Source organism: Streptomyces sp. NPDC021356 (assembly GCF_040641015.1).
Taxonomy (GTDB): Bacteria; Actinomycetota; Actinomycetes; order Streptomycetales; family Streptomycetaceae; genus Streptomyces.
This window is the reverse complement of record NZ_JBFACU010000013.1, coordinates 70,538-85,000: the sequence shown is the minus strand read 5'-3', so window position 1 is coordinate 85,000 and position 14,463 is coordinate 70,538. Positions and strand designations below refer to the sequence as shown.

The following is a 14,463-nucleotide window of genomic DNA, read 5'->3' as shown; positions in this document are numbered from 1 at the left end:
GAGGCGAATTCACTTTGCATCAACGCTCTCCACTTTCTTCAAGGAGCTGTTCCCCGCCTGCCCGGACGGGCGTACTGTCTCCGTCACACCCAACACTGCGGAAGTTACTTCGTACATGTCTGAAATAAGTGCACGGGACCGCAAGACCACCAAGGGCGTGTCCCCGAGGGGCACCACGGCGAGGGGGAGCGCGCCCAAGGGCGCGGCCCTCGCGACCCGGGTCCTCGAACTCGTCGCCTCGGGGCAGGCGTCGTCCCGCGCCGAACTCGCGCAGCTCCTGGGCGCGGCCGCCTCGACCATCTCCCTCACCGTGGCCGAGCTGGTCGAGCGCGGGCTCATCGCCGAGGAGGGCACCCAGTCCTCCACCGGAGGCCGCCCCCGCAGGGTGCTCAGGGCGGGCAGCACCGACGAGTACGCCGTCGCCGCCGACGTCGGCGGCCGCCATGCCCGCATCGGTGTGGTGCTCCCGGGCGGCGGCGTCGGTGACGTCACCAACGTCCCCTTCGAGATCGCCGACGGGCCCGAGACCGCCCTGCCGCTGCTGGCCGAACACCTGGAGTTGCTCGCCGAGCAGCGGGGGCGCGACCGGCTCCGGGGCGTCGGGCTGTCCCTGCCCGGGCCGGTGGACGTGAACGCCGGCGCCGTCGTGCTGCCGTCCCGGATGCCCGGCTGGAACCGCTTCCCGGTCGCCGCCTGGCTGGAGGAGCGCTTCGGGGTCCCGGCCGTCGTCGACAACGACGCCAACTGCATGGCGGTCGGGGAGCAGAGCGTCAGGCCCGCCGAGCACCGGCAGTCGATCACCGTGAAGATCGGCTCGGCGATCGGCGCCGGCGTCATCGCGGACGGCCGCCTCTACCGGGGCGCGACGGGGGCCGCCGGCGACATCACCCACATCCGCATCGACGGCGGCGCCGACATCCCCTGCTCCTGCGGCAACACCGGCTGCCTGGAGACCGTGGCGTCCGGCGCCGCCCTCGTGCGCATCCTGCGCGAACGCGGTCTGGACGTCGCCAGCCCCGAGGACGTGGTCCGGCTCGCCACCGACGCCGACCCGGAGGCCACCCGCGCCGTCCGCAGGGCCGGCGACCACCTCGGCCAGGTGCTCGCCGCCAACGTCAACTTCTTCAACCCGGACGCCGTCTACCTCGGCGGCATCCTCTCCACCCTGGAACCGTTCGTGGCCGCGGTGCGCAGCCAGCTCTACGAGAGCTGCCACCCGCTGGTGACCGAACACCTCACCATCGAGCGGGTCGTCCTCGGCGCCGACGCGGGGCTGGTCGGCGCCGGGCTGTCCGCCCTGCAGCGCGCCCTGGCCCGCGCCCTGGGCGATGCCGGCGGCACCGTCACCGGCACGGACCGGATCCCTGCCGCCACGCCTTCCAGGAGGGACTGACACCCACTCAAAGCGCCTCGTGCGGGCAGGACTTCGGCTTCTTTCCACGGTCTACGGCTCCTGAGCCGTACGGCAGTCGTACTCCCGCCCGAGAAAGAAGTCCCGAAGGAAGCGAAGAAAGCCGGGGCCCGGGAACCGCACCGGGCGAGCGCCCGGACCCCGGCTTTCGTCCGTGTCCCCTCGGCTCGGACCCGGCCATCCGCCCGCGAACCGACCCCACATCCAGCCACCCGCCCGCGGACCGGCCCCGTACCGGGGCACTCACCCAGGTTCCGTGCCCGCGCCCCGGGCCCCGGACGGCAGCCCGAGGCCCGCGGAAAGCGCCGACCGCCCCGCCCACTCCCCCATACCCGACCCCCCGGCCCACCCGGCCCGCCCGACCCGATCCGCCGTACCCACCCGGCCACACCCACTGCGCACCATCACCCCGCACGAGGAGCCATGACGCACACCCGTACCGCCGTCGCCCGCCCGGTCATCGCCGTCGCCGGCCTCGGCATCGAGTCCTCCACCTTCTCCCCGGCCCGCACCGAGGCACCCGCCTTCCACCCCTCGCGCGGTGCCGAGGTGCTCGACCGGTACCCCTTCCTCTCCCCCGGCCAGGAACTGCGCGAGGCCGCCGAATGGCACGGCGCCCTGGTCGGCAAGTCGCTGCCCGGGGGCACCGTCACCGCCGCCGCCTGGACCGCGCTCACCGACGAGCTCATCGAACGCCTCGCCGCGCTGCCCCGGCCGGACGGCCTGTGGTACGACATCCACGGCGCCATGACGGTGGAGGGGATCGACGACGCCGAGGCCGTGCTGCTGGAGCGCATCCGCGCCACCGTCGGCCCGGACGTGATCGTCTCCACCTCGATGGACCTGCACGGCAACGTCTCCCGCGAACTCGCCCACCGCAGCGACCTGATCACCTGCTACCGCATGGCCCCGCACGAGGACCACATGGAGACCAAGGAGCGTGCCGTGCGCAACCTGGTCGAGTTGCTGGCCTCCGGCGCCCCCCGCCCGGTCAAGGCGTGGGTGCCGGTCCCGGTGCTGCTGGCCGGCGAGCAGACCTCCACCCGGATCGAACCCGCCAAGAGCGTGTACGCGGCGGTCGACGAGGTCGAGGCCGTCGACGGCGTGACGGACGCCGCGATCTGGGTCGGCTACGCCTGGGCGGACGAACCCCGCAACCGTGCCGTCGTGGTCGTCACCGGCGATGACACGGCGGCGGTCTCGGCCGGGGCCGAGCGCCTCGCCCGGGGCTTCTGGGACGCCCGCCACGACTTCGACTTCGTCGCCCCGACCGGCACCTACGACGAACTCCTCGACGAGGCCCTCGCCTCCGACCAGCGTCCGTACTTCATCAGCGACACCGGCGACAACCCCACCGCGGGCGGCGCCGGCGACGTCACCTGGGGCCTGACCCGGCTGCTGGAGCGCCCCGAGTTCCAGAAGGAGGACGGACCGACCGTCATCTACGCCTCGGTGCCCGGCCCCGCCGCGATCGAGACCGCCGTCGCCGCCGGGGTCGGCGCCACCGTCACCGTCACCGCCGGTGCGCAGGTCGACGACCGGCACGCCGGCCCCGTGACCCTGACCGGCGTGGTCCACGCGATCCGGCACGGCGACCGGGACGCCGAGACCGAGGTCGTCGTGCGGGTCGGCAGCGTGCACGCGATCCTCACCCGGCTGCGCAAGCCGTACCACCACGAGCACGACTTCACCGACCTCGACCTCGACCCGCGCTCCGCGGACATCGTGATCGTGAAGATCGGCTACCTGGAGCCCGAGCTGGTCGACATGTCGGTCGGCTGGAAGATGGCCCTCACCCCGGGCGGTGTCGACCAGGACCTGGTACGCCTCGGCCACCGCCGCATCCGCCGCCCGATGTTCCCCTTCGACCGCGACATGGCCGACCCGGACCTGACGGCCCGCGTCATCCCGGCCTCCGACCAGCCGCTCACCGGGGACGACGAATGACCGGCCGCGCCACCCGGCCGCTCGACGCGCACCGGACCGCCGGTACGGGCCCGGCGCCCGCACCGGAGGCCACCCTTCCGAGGCGTGGGCGGCCCGGGCCGGCGGAACCGGTCCCGCGGCCGGCGCTGGAGATCGCCGTCACCTCGCCGGCCGGCGCGCGTGTCGCCCTCGATCAGGGAGCCGATCGCGTCGAACTCTGCACCGGCCTGGAACTGGGCGGTCTGACCCCCTCGGCCGCCCTGGTGGAGGCGGTCGCCGCCGTGGGTCTGCCGGTGCAGGTGCTGGTCCGCTGCCGACCGGGCGACTTCGTCCACGACGCCGAGGAGACCGCCCTGATGGTCGCCGAGGTACGGTCCGTGATCGCCTCGGGAGCCTCGGGCGTCGTCGTCGGCGCGCTCACCGCCGACGGCGGCCTCGACACCGACACCGTCGCCCGCCTCGCCGCGGCGGCTCACGACGCGGACCGCCCGGTCGAGGTGACCCTGCACCGCGCGATCGACCTGTCCGCGGACCCGGTCGCCACCGCCGCGCTGCTGCCCGCCCTGGGGCTCACCCGGGTACTGACCTCCGGCGGCGCCCCGGCCGCCGCACAGGGGCTGGCCCGCCTCGCCGCCATGGTCGAGGCCGCACCCGGCGTGCAGGTGATGGCGGGCGGCGGGGTGCACCCGGCGGACATCCCGTCGTTGACCGCCGCCGGCGTGGCCGCCGTCCACCTCTCCGCGAAGCGCCGCGCCGAGCCCCGGCGCGGGGGCGCGTGGATCCCCCTCGGCGCCTCCGGCGCGTCCGCCGAGCAGGACACGCACTTCGTCACCGACCCGGCCGTGGTCGCCGAGGCCAGGAGAATGCTGGAGGCGCGGACGACCGGCTGACCGGCCCGGGGCGCGGCCTCGCGGAGGACGCCCCTGGCCGGGGGCGGGTGGCCGGACGCATGCCACCGGGCACGGCCCGTCGAAGTCCGCGGCCCGGGTGCGCGGGGTGCGTACCCGGGCCGCGGTGTGCGGCTCGAATTGCTCGCCAGTTGGGCGGCCACCCCCGCGGGCAAGGGCTAGAGTTCCAGTACAGCCAGTGGTCCACGAGGAGTTGAGGACATGGTCGGCAGCCCGAGCGCGCGTTGACGTCGTAGGCCGTGACCGGCCTGTCATCGCGTGCTGCCCTTGATGTCGCGGCACAGCGAGCCTTCCCACGCCTGAACCGTCCGGTGCACCCGCCGTGTGCCCGACGGCGGGCCTCGTTGCCGACCACCCGAGGGACCCTCCGTGCCGCCCGCTTCCTCCTCTGCCCCCGGCTCCGGCCGCCCTGCTCCGGCAAGCCTGTGGCGGGACTCCGACTTCCGCCGGCTCTGGTCGGGGCAGACCGCCTCCCAACTCGGTGAACACACGACCGCGGTCGTTCTGCCGCTCTTCGCCGTCTTGACGATCGACGCCGGCGCCGGTCAGCTGGGCGTCCTGCGCGCGGTGGGGCAGGCACCCGTCCTGTTCCTGTCGCTCTTCGTCGGCGCATGGGTGGACAGGTGGCGGACCCGCACGATGATGGTCCTCGCCGACGCAGGTCGGGCACTGGTCCTGGGCGCCGCCGCGCTGGCCGGCCTCTTCGGCCGGCTCGGACTGCCCGCATTGTTCGCGCTCGCACTCGCCGTCGGAGTCCTGTCCGTCTTCTTCGACGTGGCATACCAGACCTCCCTCGTAAGGCTGGTGAGACGAGATCAGCTGGTCCGGGGCAACAGCGCGCTGGAAGGCAGCCGGTCCGCTGCCCAGATCGGCGGGCCCGCTCTCGGCGGCACGTTGGTGTCTGTGCTGTCGGCTCCGATCGCCGCGGCATGCGGCGCACTGTTCTTCGCGCTGTCGTTCCTGCTGATCCGACGCATCCGTCGGCCCGAATCGTTCCCGGCCCCGGAACGCCCGCAGCGGCCGCCCCGAGTCTGGCGGCACGTCCATGAGGGTCTTCGTTTCGTCACCGGCGACACCTTGCTGCGGACCGTGTGCCTGGCTTCGGCCGCCTTCCAGTTCTTCTTCGCGGCCGTGATGACCGTGTACCTGCTCTTCCTCCCCCGGGAACTGCACCTGCCGGGCGTCTTCGTCGGTCTGGCGCTCGCGGCGGCGGGGCCGGGTGCGCTGCTGGGGTCGCTGCTGGCCGCCCACCTGCCGAGCCGGTTCGGTCATGGCACCGTGCTCGTGTGTGCGGCGGCACTTGGCGACGGTGTGTTTCTGTGTGTGCCCGCTCTGCACAGTTCCTCCGCGGTGACGGTTCCCGCGCTCCTCGCGGTCAATGTCGTGTTCGGGGCCGGCGGCCAGTTGGTGAATGTCACGGTCATGGCCGTCCGGCAGAGTGTCACCCCGGACGGGATGCAGGGCCGGGTCGCCGCGACGGTCACGTTCGTCGGGATGGGGCTGGCTCCGCTCGGGTCCCTGCTCGGCGGTTTCCTCGCAGCGCGATGGGGATCGCGCACCAGCCTCCTGGCGGCAGCCGCGGGCATGCTGCTGTCTCCCTCGCTCATGGCTCTGTCCCCGCTCGCCCGCCTGGGGCGGACGCTCCCGGCTCCGGAGCACCTGCCGACCGGGCGGACGAGGGCGAGGAGGTGAGCGCGTTCGGCGTCGTCCAGACGGAGGGCCACGGCCAGGGTGTCGAGGACCTCGTCGGAGACGCCGCTCAGCGCCTGCCTGACCCCGTTCTCCGCGCGGATCGCCGGGCGGACCGGGCCGCGTGCGCCGGTCGTCGCGGGCCTGGTCCTGATCGCGGCCGGATCCCTCACCCCGGCCCTGGGGCCGGCCTCGGCCCCGTGGGCCTGGCGGCCCCGCTGGTGATGCCGTCGACCACGGTGCTGCTGGAGCACGTCCCCGCCCTCCGGACGGGCACGGCCGGCGGCGTGTCCAACACCAGCCGTCAGGCCGGCGGGGCCCTGGCCGTCGCGGTCTTCGGCGCCCTGCTGTCGGGCTCGGCCGGGTCCGAGCACGGCCTGCGCGTCAGCCTGTTCCTCGCCGCCGCCGTCGCGTGCGTCGCCGCGGCGGTCGCCACACGTATGGTCTCGGCACGGCATGGCGCGTGACCGGCTCCGCGGACGAGGCGGGTGCCGAACGTGTGTGCCGTACGTGTTTGTCGGACGGTTTGTCGGACGGCTTGTCGGGCCGTTGTAGGGGTGGCTGCCGATCTGTCGGTGAGCTGTAGGCGGCTGCCGGGACATTGGAACTCGTCGGCGCCTGCCATCGACGGCACCGGCCGCCGGCATCGCATCGTCCCAGTTCCCAGTTCCCAGTTCTCAGTTCTCAGTTCTCAGTAAGGGATTTCCCATGACCACTGACGTCACGATCATCGGCGCCGGGCTCGGCGGGCTCACGCTCGCCCGCGTCCTGCACCTCCACGGAATACCGGCCGCGGTCTACGAGGCGGAGTCCTCCCCGAGCGAGCGGTCGCAGGGCGGGATGCTCGACATCCACGACTACAACGGCCAACTCGCCCTGGAAGCCGCCGATCTGATGGACGAGTTCCGCGGCCTCGTCCTGGAGGGCCGCCAGGCCATGCGGTTCCTCGACCCGGACGGGACCGTCCTGTTCGACAAAGCCGACGACGGCACGGGCGGGCGCCCCGAGGTGCTGCGCGGCGAGCTGCGGCAGATCCTGCTCGACTCGCTCCCGGCCGGCACCGTCCGGTGGGGCCGCAAGGCCGGCGGCACCCGTTCCCTCGGCGACGGCCGTCACGAGGTGACGTTCGCCGACGGCAGCACCGTCGTCACCGGCCTGCTGGTCGGCGCGGACGGCGCGTGGTCACGGGTGCGCCCGCTGCTCTCCACCGCCGTGCCCGAGTACGTGGGCAAGTCGGTCGTCGAGACCTACCTGTTCGACGCCGACACCCGGCACCCGGCCGTGGCGAAGGCCGTCGGCGGCGGATCGATGATCGCGGTCAGGCCCGGCCGGGAGATCTTCGCTCACCGGGAGAGGGACGACACCCTGCACGCCTACGTGGGCCTGGACGAGCCGCAGGACTGGTTCGCCGCCGTCGATTTCACCGATGCCGCCGCGGCAACCGCACGGATCGCGCGGGAGTTCGACGGCTGGGCTCCGGAGCTGACCGCGCTGATCACCGACAGCGACATCCCGCCGATCCTGCGCCCGCTGCACGCTCTGCCGACCGGGCACCAGTGGGAGAGGGTGCCGGGGGTGACGCTGCTCGGCGACGCCGCCCACCTGGCGGCCCCGAACGGCGAGGGCGCCAACCTGGCCATGCTCGACGGCGCCGAACTCGGCAAGGCCCTGGCCGCGCACCCCGGCGACGTCGAGGCCGCGCTCACCGAGTACGAGCGGGCCATGTTCCCTCGTAGCGAAGAGGCCCCCACCTTCGAGGGCCTCCCGGCCCACGGCGCCGAGTCCGAGGACACCACACCGCACGACCTCATCGCCGCGTTCACCCGGCACGAGCAGTCCTGACCAGGCAGCCGCCCACGGCGTCCGCCAGGGGCGACGGCCCACCGGGCGGGGCAGCGTCAGGCTTCCTGTCCCGGTGTACGGGACCGGCGGGGCCAGTCGGGAGCGGGGTCCTCCGCGAGCAGCGGGCGGAGGGCGCCGAGCACCGCGCCGATGCAGACGTCGCGCAACTGGGTGCGGGTGCAGGTCTCGTGGGTGAGCCAGTCGACGCAGAGGACCCGGACGAAGACGAGCCAGCTCTTCAGGACACCGGACACCGCCTCGCGGGCGTTGCCGTCCGCGAGCGGGAGAACGGCCAGCAGCCGCGCGCGGAGCGCGTCCAGCTCGTCGGTCATGATCGTCTGGACCACCGGGTCACCCGCGAGCACCCGGTTCGCGGCGAGGACGGCATGGCGGTTGGCCACGAAATAGTCGAGATGGACGTCCATCCCCTGGACGAGCTGTTCCACCAGGGAGTCGGCCGGGTCGAACCGGGTCTCGGCGAGCAGCCGGTCCGCCGCCTCCCGGTACACGGCTGCGAAAAGGGCTTGTTTGCTCGGGAAGTGACGGTAGAGCAGGGCCCGGGAGACCCCGGCCTGTGCGGCGACCTCCTCCATCAGCACGTCGGCGTACGGGTACGCGGCGAAGAGCCGTGCGCCGACGGTGAGGAGTTGCGCACGACGGGCGGCGGGGGTGAGTCGCTGGCGAGGAGGCACGCCCGCAGCTTAGTTGACACGCGTCCACTAGTGCACGCACTGTAGGAGACGCATGCCGACCAAGCTCCGTCACGACGACTCGGAGGAACCATGGCCAGGGCTCTGCGCTTGCTCACTCAGCTGATGGGCTGGTCCTGTGCAGCGATCGGCCTGTTCCACGTGGCACTCGGCAACGCGGCGATCTTCGGCGCCGGTTCGGCCGGTACGACGGTCGACAGCTGGGGCCGTTTCATGGGAGCCAGCTTCGTCGGCTACGGGCTGGCGTGGCTCTGGGCCGCACGGCAGCGCCCGATCCCGGCCCAGGCAGTGCGGTGGCTGGCCGGCGTATTCCTGCTGGGCGGCGCCGGACGGCTGCTCTCGCTCGCCGTACACGGTTGGCCGCACTGGTTCCAGATCGCGCTGACCGTGATCGAACTGGGCCTGCCCCCGGTCTGCTTCTGGCTGGCCGACGCGGAGGAACGGACCGTGCGCGGCGACGTGGCGGCCGTGGCCGCTGGTTGACGTAGTCGCGGCAGCGGCACGACCACTCCGCCCTCGGAGTACTCACTCCGCCGGCCACTCGCCGCGATCAGGTCGAGGACCGCCTGCCAGTCGTCGAGCGCGGTTCCCGCGACCCACACAGCTGGAAGGCAGCCCGCCCGCTCCGGGTCGCCCTGGATTTCTCGACCGGACCCGGAGGAAGCTCCACGGGTGCGGCGCAGCCGATCGCGTCCGTCCGTGTCAGCCCGGGACGGGTTTGCGGTCGGGGTGGGCCGGGTCGAGCGTGAACAGGGTGCCGTCGGAGGTTGCCAGGACCAGGGCGCCCTTGTTGAACCACACGGTGGGCAGAAGCCCGGTGTCCAGCACTTCCGCGCGCGCCGACGACTCCCACAGCAGGGTGCCGGTCGCCGTGTCGAGGGCCGCCACCCGGCCGCTGCCTCCGGCCAGGTACACCGTGCGCCCCTTCTGGTCCACCGAGGCCTGGCCCGGTGTCTCCAGGGGGGTGTGGCTCTGCCACAGCCGGGCTCCCGTCGTGGGTGAGACGGCCGTGACCAGCCCGCTGGAGGTGGCGAAGTAGAGCGTGCCGTGCGCCAGGGTCGGGACCCCTCCCCGGTACCGCTGAGGCAGCGGGGTCAGTGTGCGCCTGCCGGTGTCCGGGTCCACGCGCACGATCCGGGTGTAGATCAGGTCGGGGCTGTTGGCCACGGGACGGTCGTCCGCCTCCACGAAGACCAGTCGCCCGTCCTGGACGCCGACGAAGCTCCTCGACTGGGCGGGTGACGCCAGGGTGCGCGCGGTGCCGTCGGCGGGATCGACGACGAGGAACTTCGTGCTGTGCGAGCCCTCCTGCCGGGTCATGCACTCCACGTAGGGGCGGTTCTCGGCGGCGAGCAACAGGCAGTCGTACCCGGCGGGCACGGGGATTCTCCGGCGTACGGTGCCCTCGCGCGCCGAGCGGACGCTCACCGCGGTGCCGTCGCCCTTCTGCGTCAGTGTCACGCCAGCCGCGTAGACGGAGCCCAGGCTGTCGGTGCGTACGGGGTGGGACCAGAGCCTAGTGCCGCTCGTGCTGTCGAGCGCGAGGACGGACTGCGCCTGTCCCTTGCCGTCCGCGCCGGTGACCGTCAGTTCCACCAGCACTACGCCTTGGTACACGCCGAGGAGTGCCGTGACGTACCGGTCGGCCGGGATGCCGGGGGGTGCGATGCCGGAGCGCCAGAGGGTGCGTCCCGTGGTGGCGTCGATCCGTTCGGGCAGAAGGGCGCTTCCGGCGCAGTAGAGGGCGCCGTCGTCCGGTACGCAGGCCGGCTCCCGGTTCCCCTCGTACCCCGGCGCCTTCCTCACGCCCTGCTCCGCGATCGCGGACGCGGTCGTCTGCCACGGCTTCCAGCCGGGCGGCAGAGGGGCCCAGCGGCTGGGAGCCGTGGTCCGTGCCTGTGCCGCGCCTGTCGCGCCTGTCGCGCCGTCACCGCGTGACGGCACCAGCAGCAGACAGCCGGTCAGGACCACGGCCGGCACGCCGGCCGCGGCCATCAGCACCCGCGTTCCACGCCACCGGGGATGGCGGGTCGCGGCCGGATCGCCGGCCGGGGGCGCGGGACCGGGGCGCGCGGAGGGCAGCCGCAGCGTCATCGTCTCGGGTTCGCCCGGCGACGGTTCCGGGAGGACCCTGGCGAACTCCCGTGCCAGTTCGTCGGGTCCGGGCCGGTCGCCGGGTTCCTTGGCCAGGCAGCGCTCCAGGACCGCGCGCACGGACCCGGTCACCCCGTCGAGGGCGGGCTGGTTGTGGACGACCCGGTAGCCGGTCAGGTAGGGGCTGTCGGCGTCGAAGGGGCCGCGTCCGGTGATGCAGTACACCAGCAGCGCGCCGAGCGAGAAGATGTCCGACGCCGGCCCGGCCGTCCGGGCGTCCGTGAACTGCTCCGGGGACATGAAGGTCGGGGTGCCGATGACCTGCCCGGTCTCGGTGAGGGTGTGGTGGCTCTCAGCGGCCCGGGAGATACCGAAGTCGATGACCCGCGGGCCGTCCTCGGCCATGAGGACGTTGGCCGGCTTCAGGTCGCGGTGCACCACCCCGGCCCGGTGTATGTCCCGCAACGCCTCCACCAGGCCCAGGGCGAGCGGCCGCAGCTCCGGGACGCGCAGCGGTCCTTGGTCACGGATACGGGCGGCGAGCGACTGGCCGGGCACGTACTGCGTGGCCATCCACGGCAGCTCGGCCTCCGGGTCCGCGTCCACCACGGCGGCCGTGAAGGCGCCGCTCACCCGGCGGGCGGCCTCGATCTCCTGCCGGAACCGGGCCCGGAAGACCGGGTCCTGGGCATAGTCGGCGTGCACGATCTTGACGGCGACCTCGCGCCCGGAACGCGATCTGCCCCGGTAGACCATCCCCATGCCGCCTGCCCCGAGGCGGTCGACCAGCTTGTAGCCGCCGACGGATCTGGGGTCGCCCTTGTACAGCGGCACACGCCCCCCTCGGTCGACCAGCAGTTCCCGAGACCACAATACGGAACACGCACGCACCCGCGGCGGGGCCCCGGAAGGACGAGGCAGCCCTTCACAGAAGGGTCACACGGCCACGGGGCGCCGGCTGCCGGCCGGCGGACGGCGGACGGCGAGCACTCATCGCCGCCCGCCGAGGAAGGAGAGGACCTCCCGTTCGAAGCGGTCGGGGGCCTCCAGGTTGACGGTGCGCCCGGCTCCGGGAACGGTCACCAGGCGGCCACCGAGGGCTCGGGCGTTGGCGTGGATGCAGGGGTCGGTGAACTCCCGTCCACTGAGTCCCGGGGCCGCGAGGACGAGGGCGGAAGGGGCGGTGGGATCGTCGTCCGGTACGTCGACGGGCGTGGTCGGTGATCAGTCGGGCGCCGCCGGACAGGCCGATGAGAACCGGGTTCTCCAGACGCAGGTGTGCGAGAAGGGCACGCGGGTCCGCGTGGTCGGACCAGTCGCCCGTGACCGAGGAGGAGCGGCCGTGGCCGCAGCTGGTCGTACCTGGCCACGCGGTGGCCCGCCGGGGCCAGGACGGGGGCGAGTTCGTCCCGCATCGTGAGGTCGAGCATGCCGCCGTGGGCGAGGACGAGAGGCGTGCCGTCGGGCTCACCGAGGGCCTCGTAGTAGAGGGCGCCACCGCCGGGGGCGGGTGCGGTTCCGGATGCCGTGCCGGTGACCGGGACGGCCCGTCGGGTGTCGTGCCCGGTCATGGGGTGGTTCCTCTCGTGGGGGTCTCGCTTCGGGTGTCGTCGGTCGCGAGACGGTGGAACTCCTCGTCGAGACGGGTGAGGACGCGCAGACAGGCGGCGACCTCCTGGGCCGTCACGTCGGCCGGCGCCGTGCGCAGTTCGGCGGCCTCGGCGGCCCGGACACGGTCGATGGTGTCGGCGCCGTGGGCGGTGAGGCGGACCAACCGGGAGCGGCGGTGGGCGGGGTCGGGCGCGGAGTCCGTGAGGCCGAGTGCGGCGGTGTCGTTCACCCAGCGCGGGACAGGTTGCCGGTCCAGGCCCAGGGCGCGGGAGAGTTGGGGGACCGTCTGGGGTCCGTGGGTGCGCAGCCGGTCGAGCAGGGCATGCAGGGCAGCGCTCAGGCCGAAAGGCGTGACCTCACGCTCGACGGCCCGGACGATGGTGCGATGCAGCGGCCAGAGACGGCGGACGATCTCGTAGAGATCGGATTCCTTTGTGACACTCACAGTGTCATCCCGCCATCTCAGATGTCATCTCGCCCGTCGGCCCCCTGTGGGATAGGTCACAGAACTGATGTCCCCTTTGCTCGTTTTACTAATTTCATACGTTGGCGCTTCTTTTCCTTTTCATGGAAAGCTTCCTGGCGATCTTCAGACTTGTGCGCAGTGTGCGCGCAATCCGTGACGGCACAGCGAGGATGACCATGCCCGCACAGAGTTCCCGGAGCAGATGGGCCATCGGCTCTGCCGTGGCAGCCGCTCTGGTCACCGGTCTCGGCGCCACTCCCGCCGGGGCCCTGAACGGCCCTGAGAGCACCACTCCCCCGTCGTTCGTCGCGAAGGTCGACATCGGCAGCGGGGACACGCAACGCGCCTGCACCGGCACGCTCGTCGACCCCCAGTGGGTCCTCACCGCGGCGTCCTGTTTCTCCGCCGACGGCAAGCCCGCCGCCGGCAAACCGGCCCTCAAGACGACCGTGACCGTGGGCCGCGGCGACCTCTCCCAGACCGGGGGCAGCGTCCAGGACGCCGTCGAACTCGTGCCCCACCCCGACCGCGACCTGGTCATGGTCAAACTGGCCAAGCGCATCCTCGACCCCGCCATCAGCCCCGTCCGCGTCGCCACCACCCCGGCCGCCGACGGTGAGCAGCTGACCCACGTCGGGTTCGGGCGTACGGCCACCGAGTGGGTGCCGAACAAGGCGCACAGCGGACAGTTCACGGTGGCGGCCACCGACGGTGCCGCGCTCACTGTGAACGGCGCGCAGAACGCCACCGTCTGCCAGGGTGACGCCGGCGCTCCCGCCTTCCGCACCGTCGAGGGCAGTCCCGAACTCGTCGCCGTCGCCTCGCGTTCCTGGCAGGGCGGATGCCTGGGCGTCGACCCGGCCGAGACCCGCCGCGACGCCGTCGACACCCGTGTCGACGACATCGCGACCTGGGTGGCCAAGACCGCGTTCCGGGTACAGGACGACTTCACCGGTGACGGTGTCGGTGACCTGGCCGGCGTGTGGGGTGACGGGACGATGAACCTCTACCCCGGCGACAAGGCCAACGGGCTGGCGGGCACCCACATCCAGATGCTGGGCGGGACGACGTGGCGGACCGCGCCGCAGATCGCCAAGGGTGACTTCACCAACGACGGCCAGGCCGACGTCATGGCCGTCTGGACCGACGGCACCATGCACGTCTACCCCGGCGACGGCCAGGGGCACATAGGTGACGGGCGCGCGGTCACCATGGGCGGCACCACATGGAAGACGATCAAGCAGATGACGGCCGGTGACTTCACCGGCGACGGCAACGCCGACATCATGACGGTCTGGACCGACGGCACCCTGCACGTCTACCCCGGCCTCGGCAACGGCCAGCTCGGCAACGGCGTCAAGGTCACCGTGGGCGGCAGCACCTGGGGGACCGTCAAGCAGCTCTTCGACGGCGACTTCGACGGTGACGGCGTCGCCGACGTCATGGCCGTCTGGAACGACGGCACGCTCAACTACTACAAGGGCCTCGGCAACGGCCAGGTCGCCGACGGCAAGCGCGTCACCACCGGCGGCACCACCTGGCTCACGACCAAGCAGATGGCCGCGGCCGACGTGAACGGAGACGGCATCTCCGACGTCTTCGCCATCTGGAGCGACGGCACCATGCACCTCTACGGCGGTCAGGCCAACGGGCAGCTCGCCGCGGAGAAGCCCATGTACGGCGGCACCACCTGGACCTCCTTCCTGCTTCTGACCTGAGTCCGGCGCGAGGCACAGCGGAGGGGGCCGGCGCGATGGCGCCGGCCCCCTCCTTCGCGTACGGCGAGAGCGGAGCGCTCCGGCACGC

General features: G+C 72.7%; 12 protein-coding genes. 9 read left to right on the top strand and 3 right to left on the bottom strand.

The features are described from left to right. Window positions 1-115: 115 nt before the first annotated feature. From AB0G56_RS19345 to AB0G56_RS19315, 7 genes are all read left to right on the top strand, one after another. A complete protein-coding gene (locus tag AB0G56_RS19345) occupies window positions 116-1,393 on the top strand; it encodes an ROK family protein (RefSeq protein ID WP_360970659.1) in 1,278 nt (425 codons plus the stop codon). Between the two features lie 441 nt (window positions 1,394-1,834). After that, window positions 1,835-3,358, top strand: a complete 1,524-nt coding sequence (locus AB0G56_RS19340; protein WP_360970657.1) for a M81 family metallopeptidase — start codon at window positions 1,835-1,837, stop codon at window positions 3,356-3,358. Then, window positions 3,355-4,227: a copper homeostasis protein CutC gene (locus AB0G56_RS19335; RefSeq protein WP_360970655.1), complete on the top strand. Its 873-nt coding sequence runs from the start codon at window positions 3,355-3,357 to the stop codon at window positions 4,225-4,227. The genes AB0G56_RS19340 and AB0G56_RS19335 overlap by 4 nt, the downstream gene beginning before the upstream one ends. A 387-nt stretch (window positions 4,228-4,614) precedes the next feature. Then, a complete protein-coding gene (locus AB0G56_RS19330; protein WP_360970653.1) occupies window positions 4,615-5,937 on the top strand; it encodes an MFS transporter in 1,323 nt (440 codons plus the stop codon). 39 nt (window positions 5,938-5,976) lie between these two features. Beyond that, complete coding sequence (locus AB0G56_RS19325; RefSeq protein WP_360970651.1) at window positions 5,977-6,159, top strand: hypothetical protein; 183 nt, start codon at window positions 5,977-5,979, stop codon at window positions 6,157-6,159. After that, entirely contained in the window at window positions 6,135-6,401 is a 267-nt protein-coding gene (locus AB0G56_RS19320) for a hypothetical protein (protein WP_360970649.1), read from the top strand. Before AB0G56_RS19325 ends, AB0G56_RS19320 begins: the two co-directional genes overlap by 25 nt. Window positions 6,402-6,642: 241 nt before the next feature. Then, window positions 6,643-7,776, top strand: coding sequence for an NAD(P)/FAD-dependent oxidoreductase (locus tag AB0G56_RS19315; RefSeq protein ID WP_360970648.1), 1,134 nt, complete (start codon window positions 6,643-6,645; stop codon window positions 7,774-7,776). 56 nt (window positions 7,777-7,832) lie between these two features. Here the strand turns inward: AB0G56_RS19315 and AB0G56_RS19310 are convergent, their stop codons facing one another. Beyond that, entirely contained in the window at window positions 7,833-8,468 is a 636-nt protein-coding gene (locus tag AB0G56_RS19310; protein ID WP_360970646.1) for a helix-turn-helix domain-containing protein, read from the bottom strand. A gap of 90 nt (window positions 8,469-8,558) precedes the next feature. Between AB0G56_RS19310 and AB0G56_RS19305 the strand changes: the two genes are divergently transcribed. Beyond that, window positions 8,559-8,969 carry a DUF4345 domain-containing protein gene (locus AB0G56_RS19305; protein WP_360970644.1) on the top strand — a complete coding sequence of 137 codons (411 nt, stop codon included), beginning with the start codon at window positions 8,559-8,561 and terminating at the stop codon, window positions 8,967-8,969. Window positions 8,970-9,188: 219 nt separating this feature from the next. Here AB0G56_RS19305 and AB0G56_RS19300 read toward each other — a convergent pair whose 3' ends face one another. Both AB0G56_RS19300 and AB0G56_RS19295 read right to left on the bottom strand, forming a co-directional pair. Further along, window positions 9,189-11,414 (bottom strand): PQQ-binding-like beta-propeller repeat protein, encoded by a 2,226-nt coding sequence (locus tag AB0G56_RS19300; protein WP_360970642.1) that lies wholly within the window; start codon window positions 11,412-11,414, stop codon window positions 9,189-9,191. Between the two features lie 733 nt (window positions 11,415-12,147). Then, entirely contained in the window at window positions 12,148-12,636 is a 489-nt protein-coding gene (locus AB0G56_RS19295) for a MarR family transcriptional regulator (protein ID WP_360970640.1), read from the bottom strand. Between the two features lie 197 nt (window positions 12,637-12,833). Here AB0G56_RS19295 and AB0G56_RS19290 point away from each other — a divergent pair, with 197 nt between their 5' ends. After that, window positions 12,834-14,375, top strand: a complete 1,542-nt coding sequence (locus AB0G56_RS19290; protein ID WP_360970639.1) for an FG-GAP-like repeat-containing protein — start codon at window positions 12,834-12,836, stop codon at window positions 14,373-14,375. Window positions 14,376-14,463 lie beyond the last annotated feature (88 nt).

Coding starts and splice junctions, on each gene's coding strand:
- AB0G56_RS19335 (WP_360970655.1), top strand. CDS start 3,355: ATGACCGGCCGCGCCACCCGGCCGCTCGACGCGCACCGGACCGCCGGT.
- AB0G56_RS19290 (WP_360970639.1), top strand. CDS start 12,834: ATGCCCGCACAGAGTTCCCGGAGCAGATGGGCCATCGGCTCTGCCGTG.
- AB0G56_RS19340 (WP_360970657.1), top strand. CDS start 1,835: ATGACGCACACCCGTACCGCCGTCGCCCGCCCGGTCATCGCCGTCGCC.
- AB0G56_RS19315 (WP_360970648.1), top strand. CDS start 6,643: ATGACCACTGACGTCACGATCATCGGCGCCGGGCTCGGCGGGCTCACG.
- AB0G56_RS19305 (WP_360970644.1), top strand. CDS start 8,559: ATGGCCAGGGCTCTGCGCTTGCTCACTCAGCTGATGGGCTGGTCCTGT.
- AB0G56_RS19345 (WP_360970659.1), top strand. CDS start 116: ATGTCTGAAATAAGTGCACGGGACCGCAAGACCACCAAGGGCGTGTCC.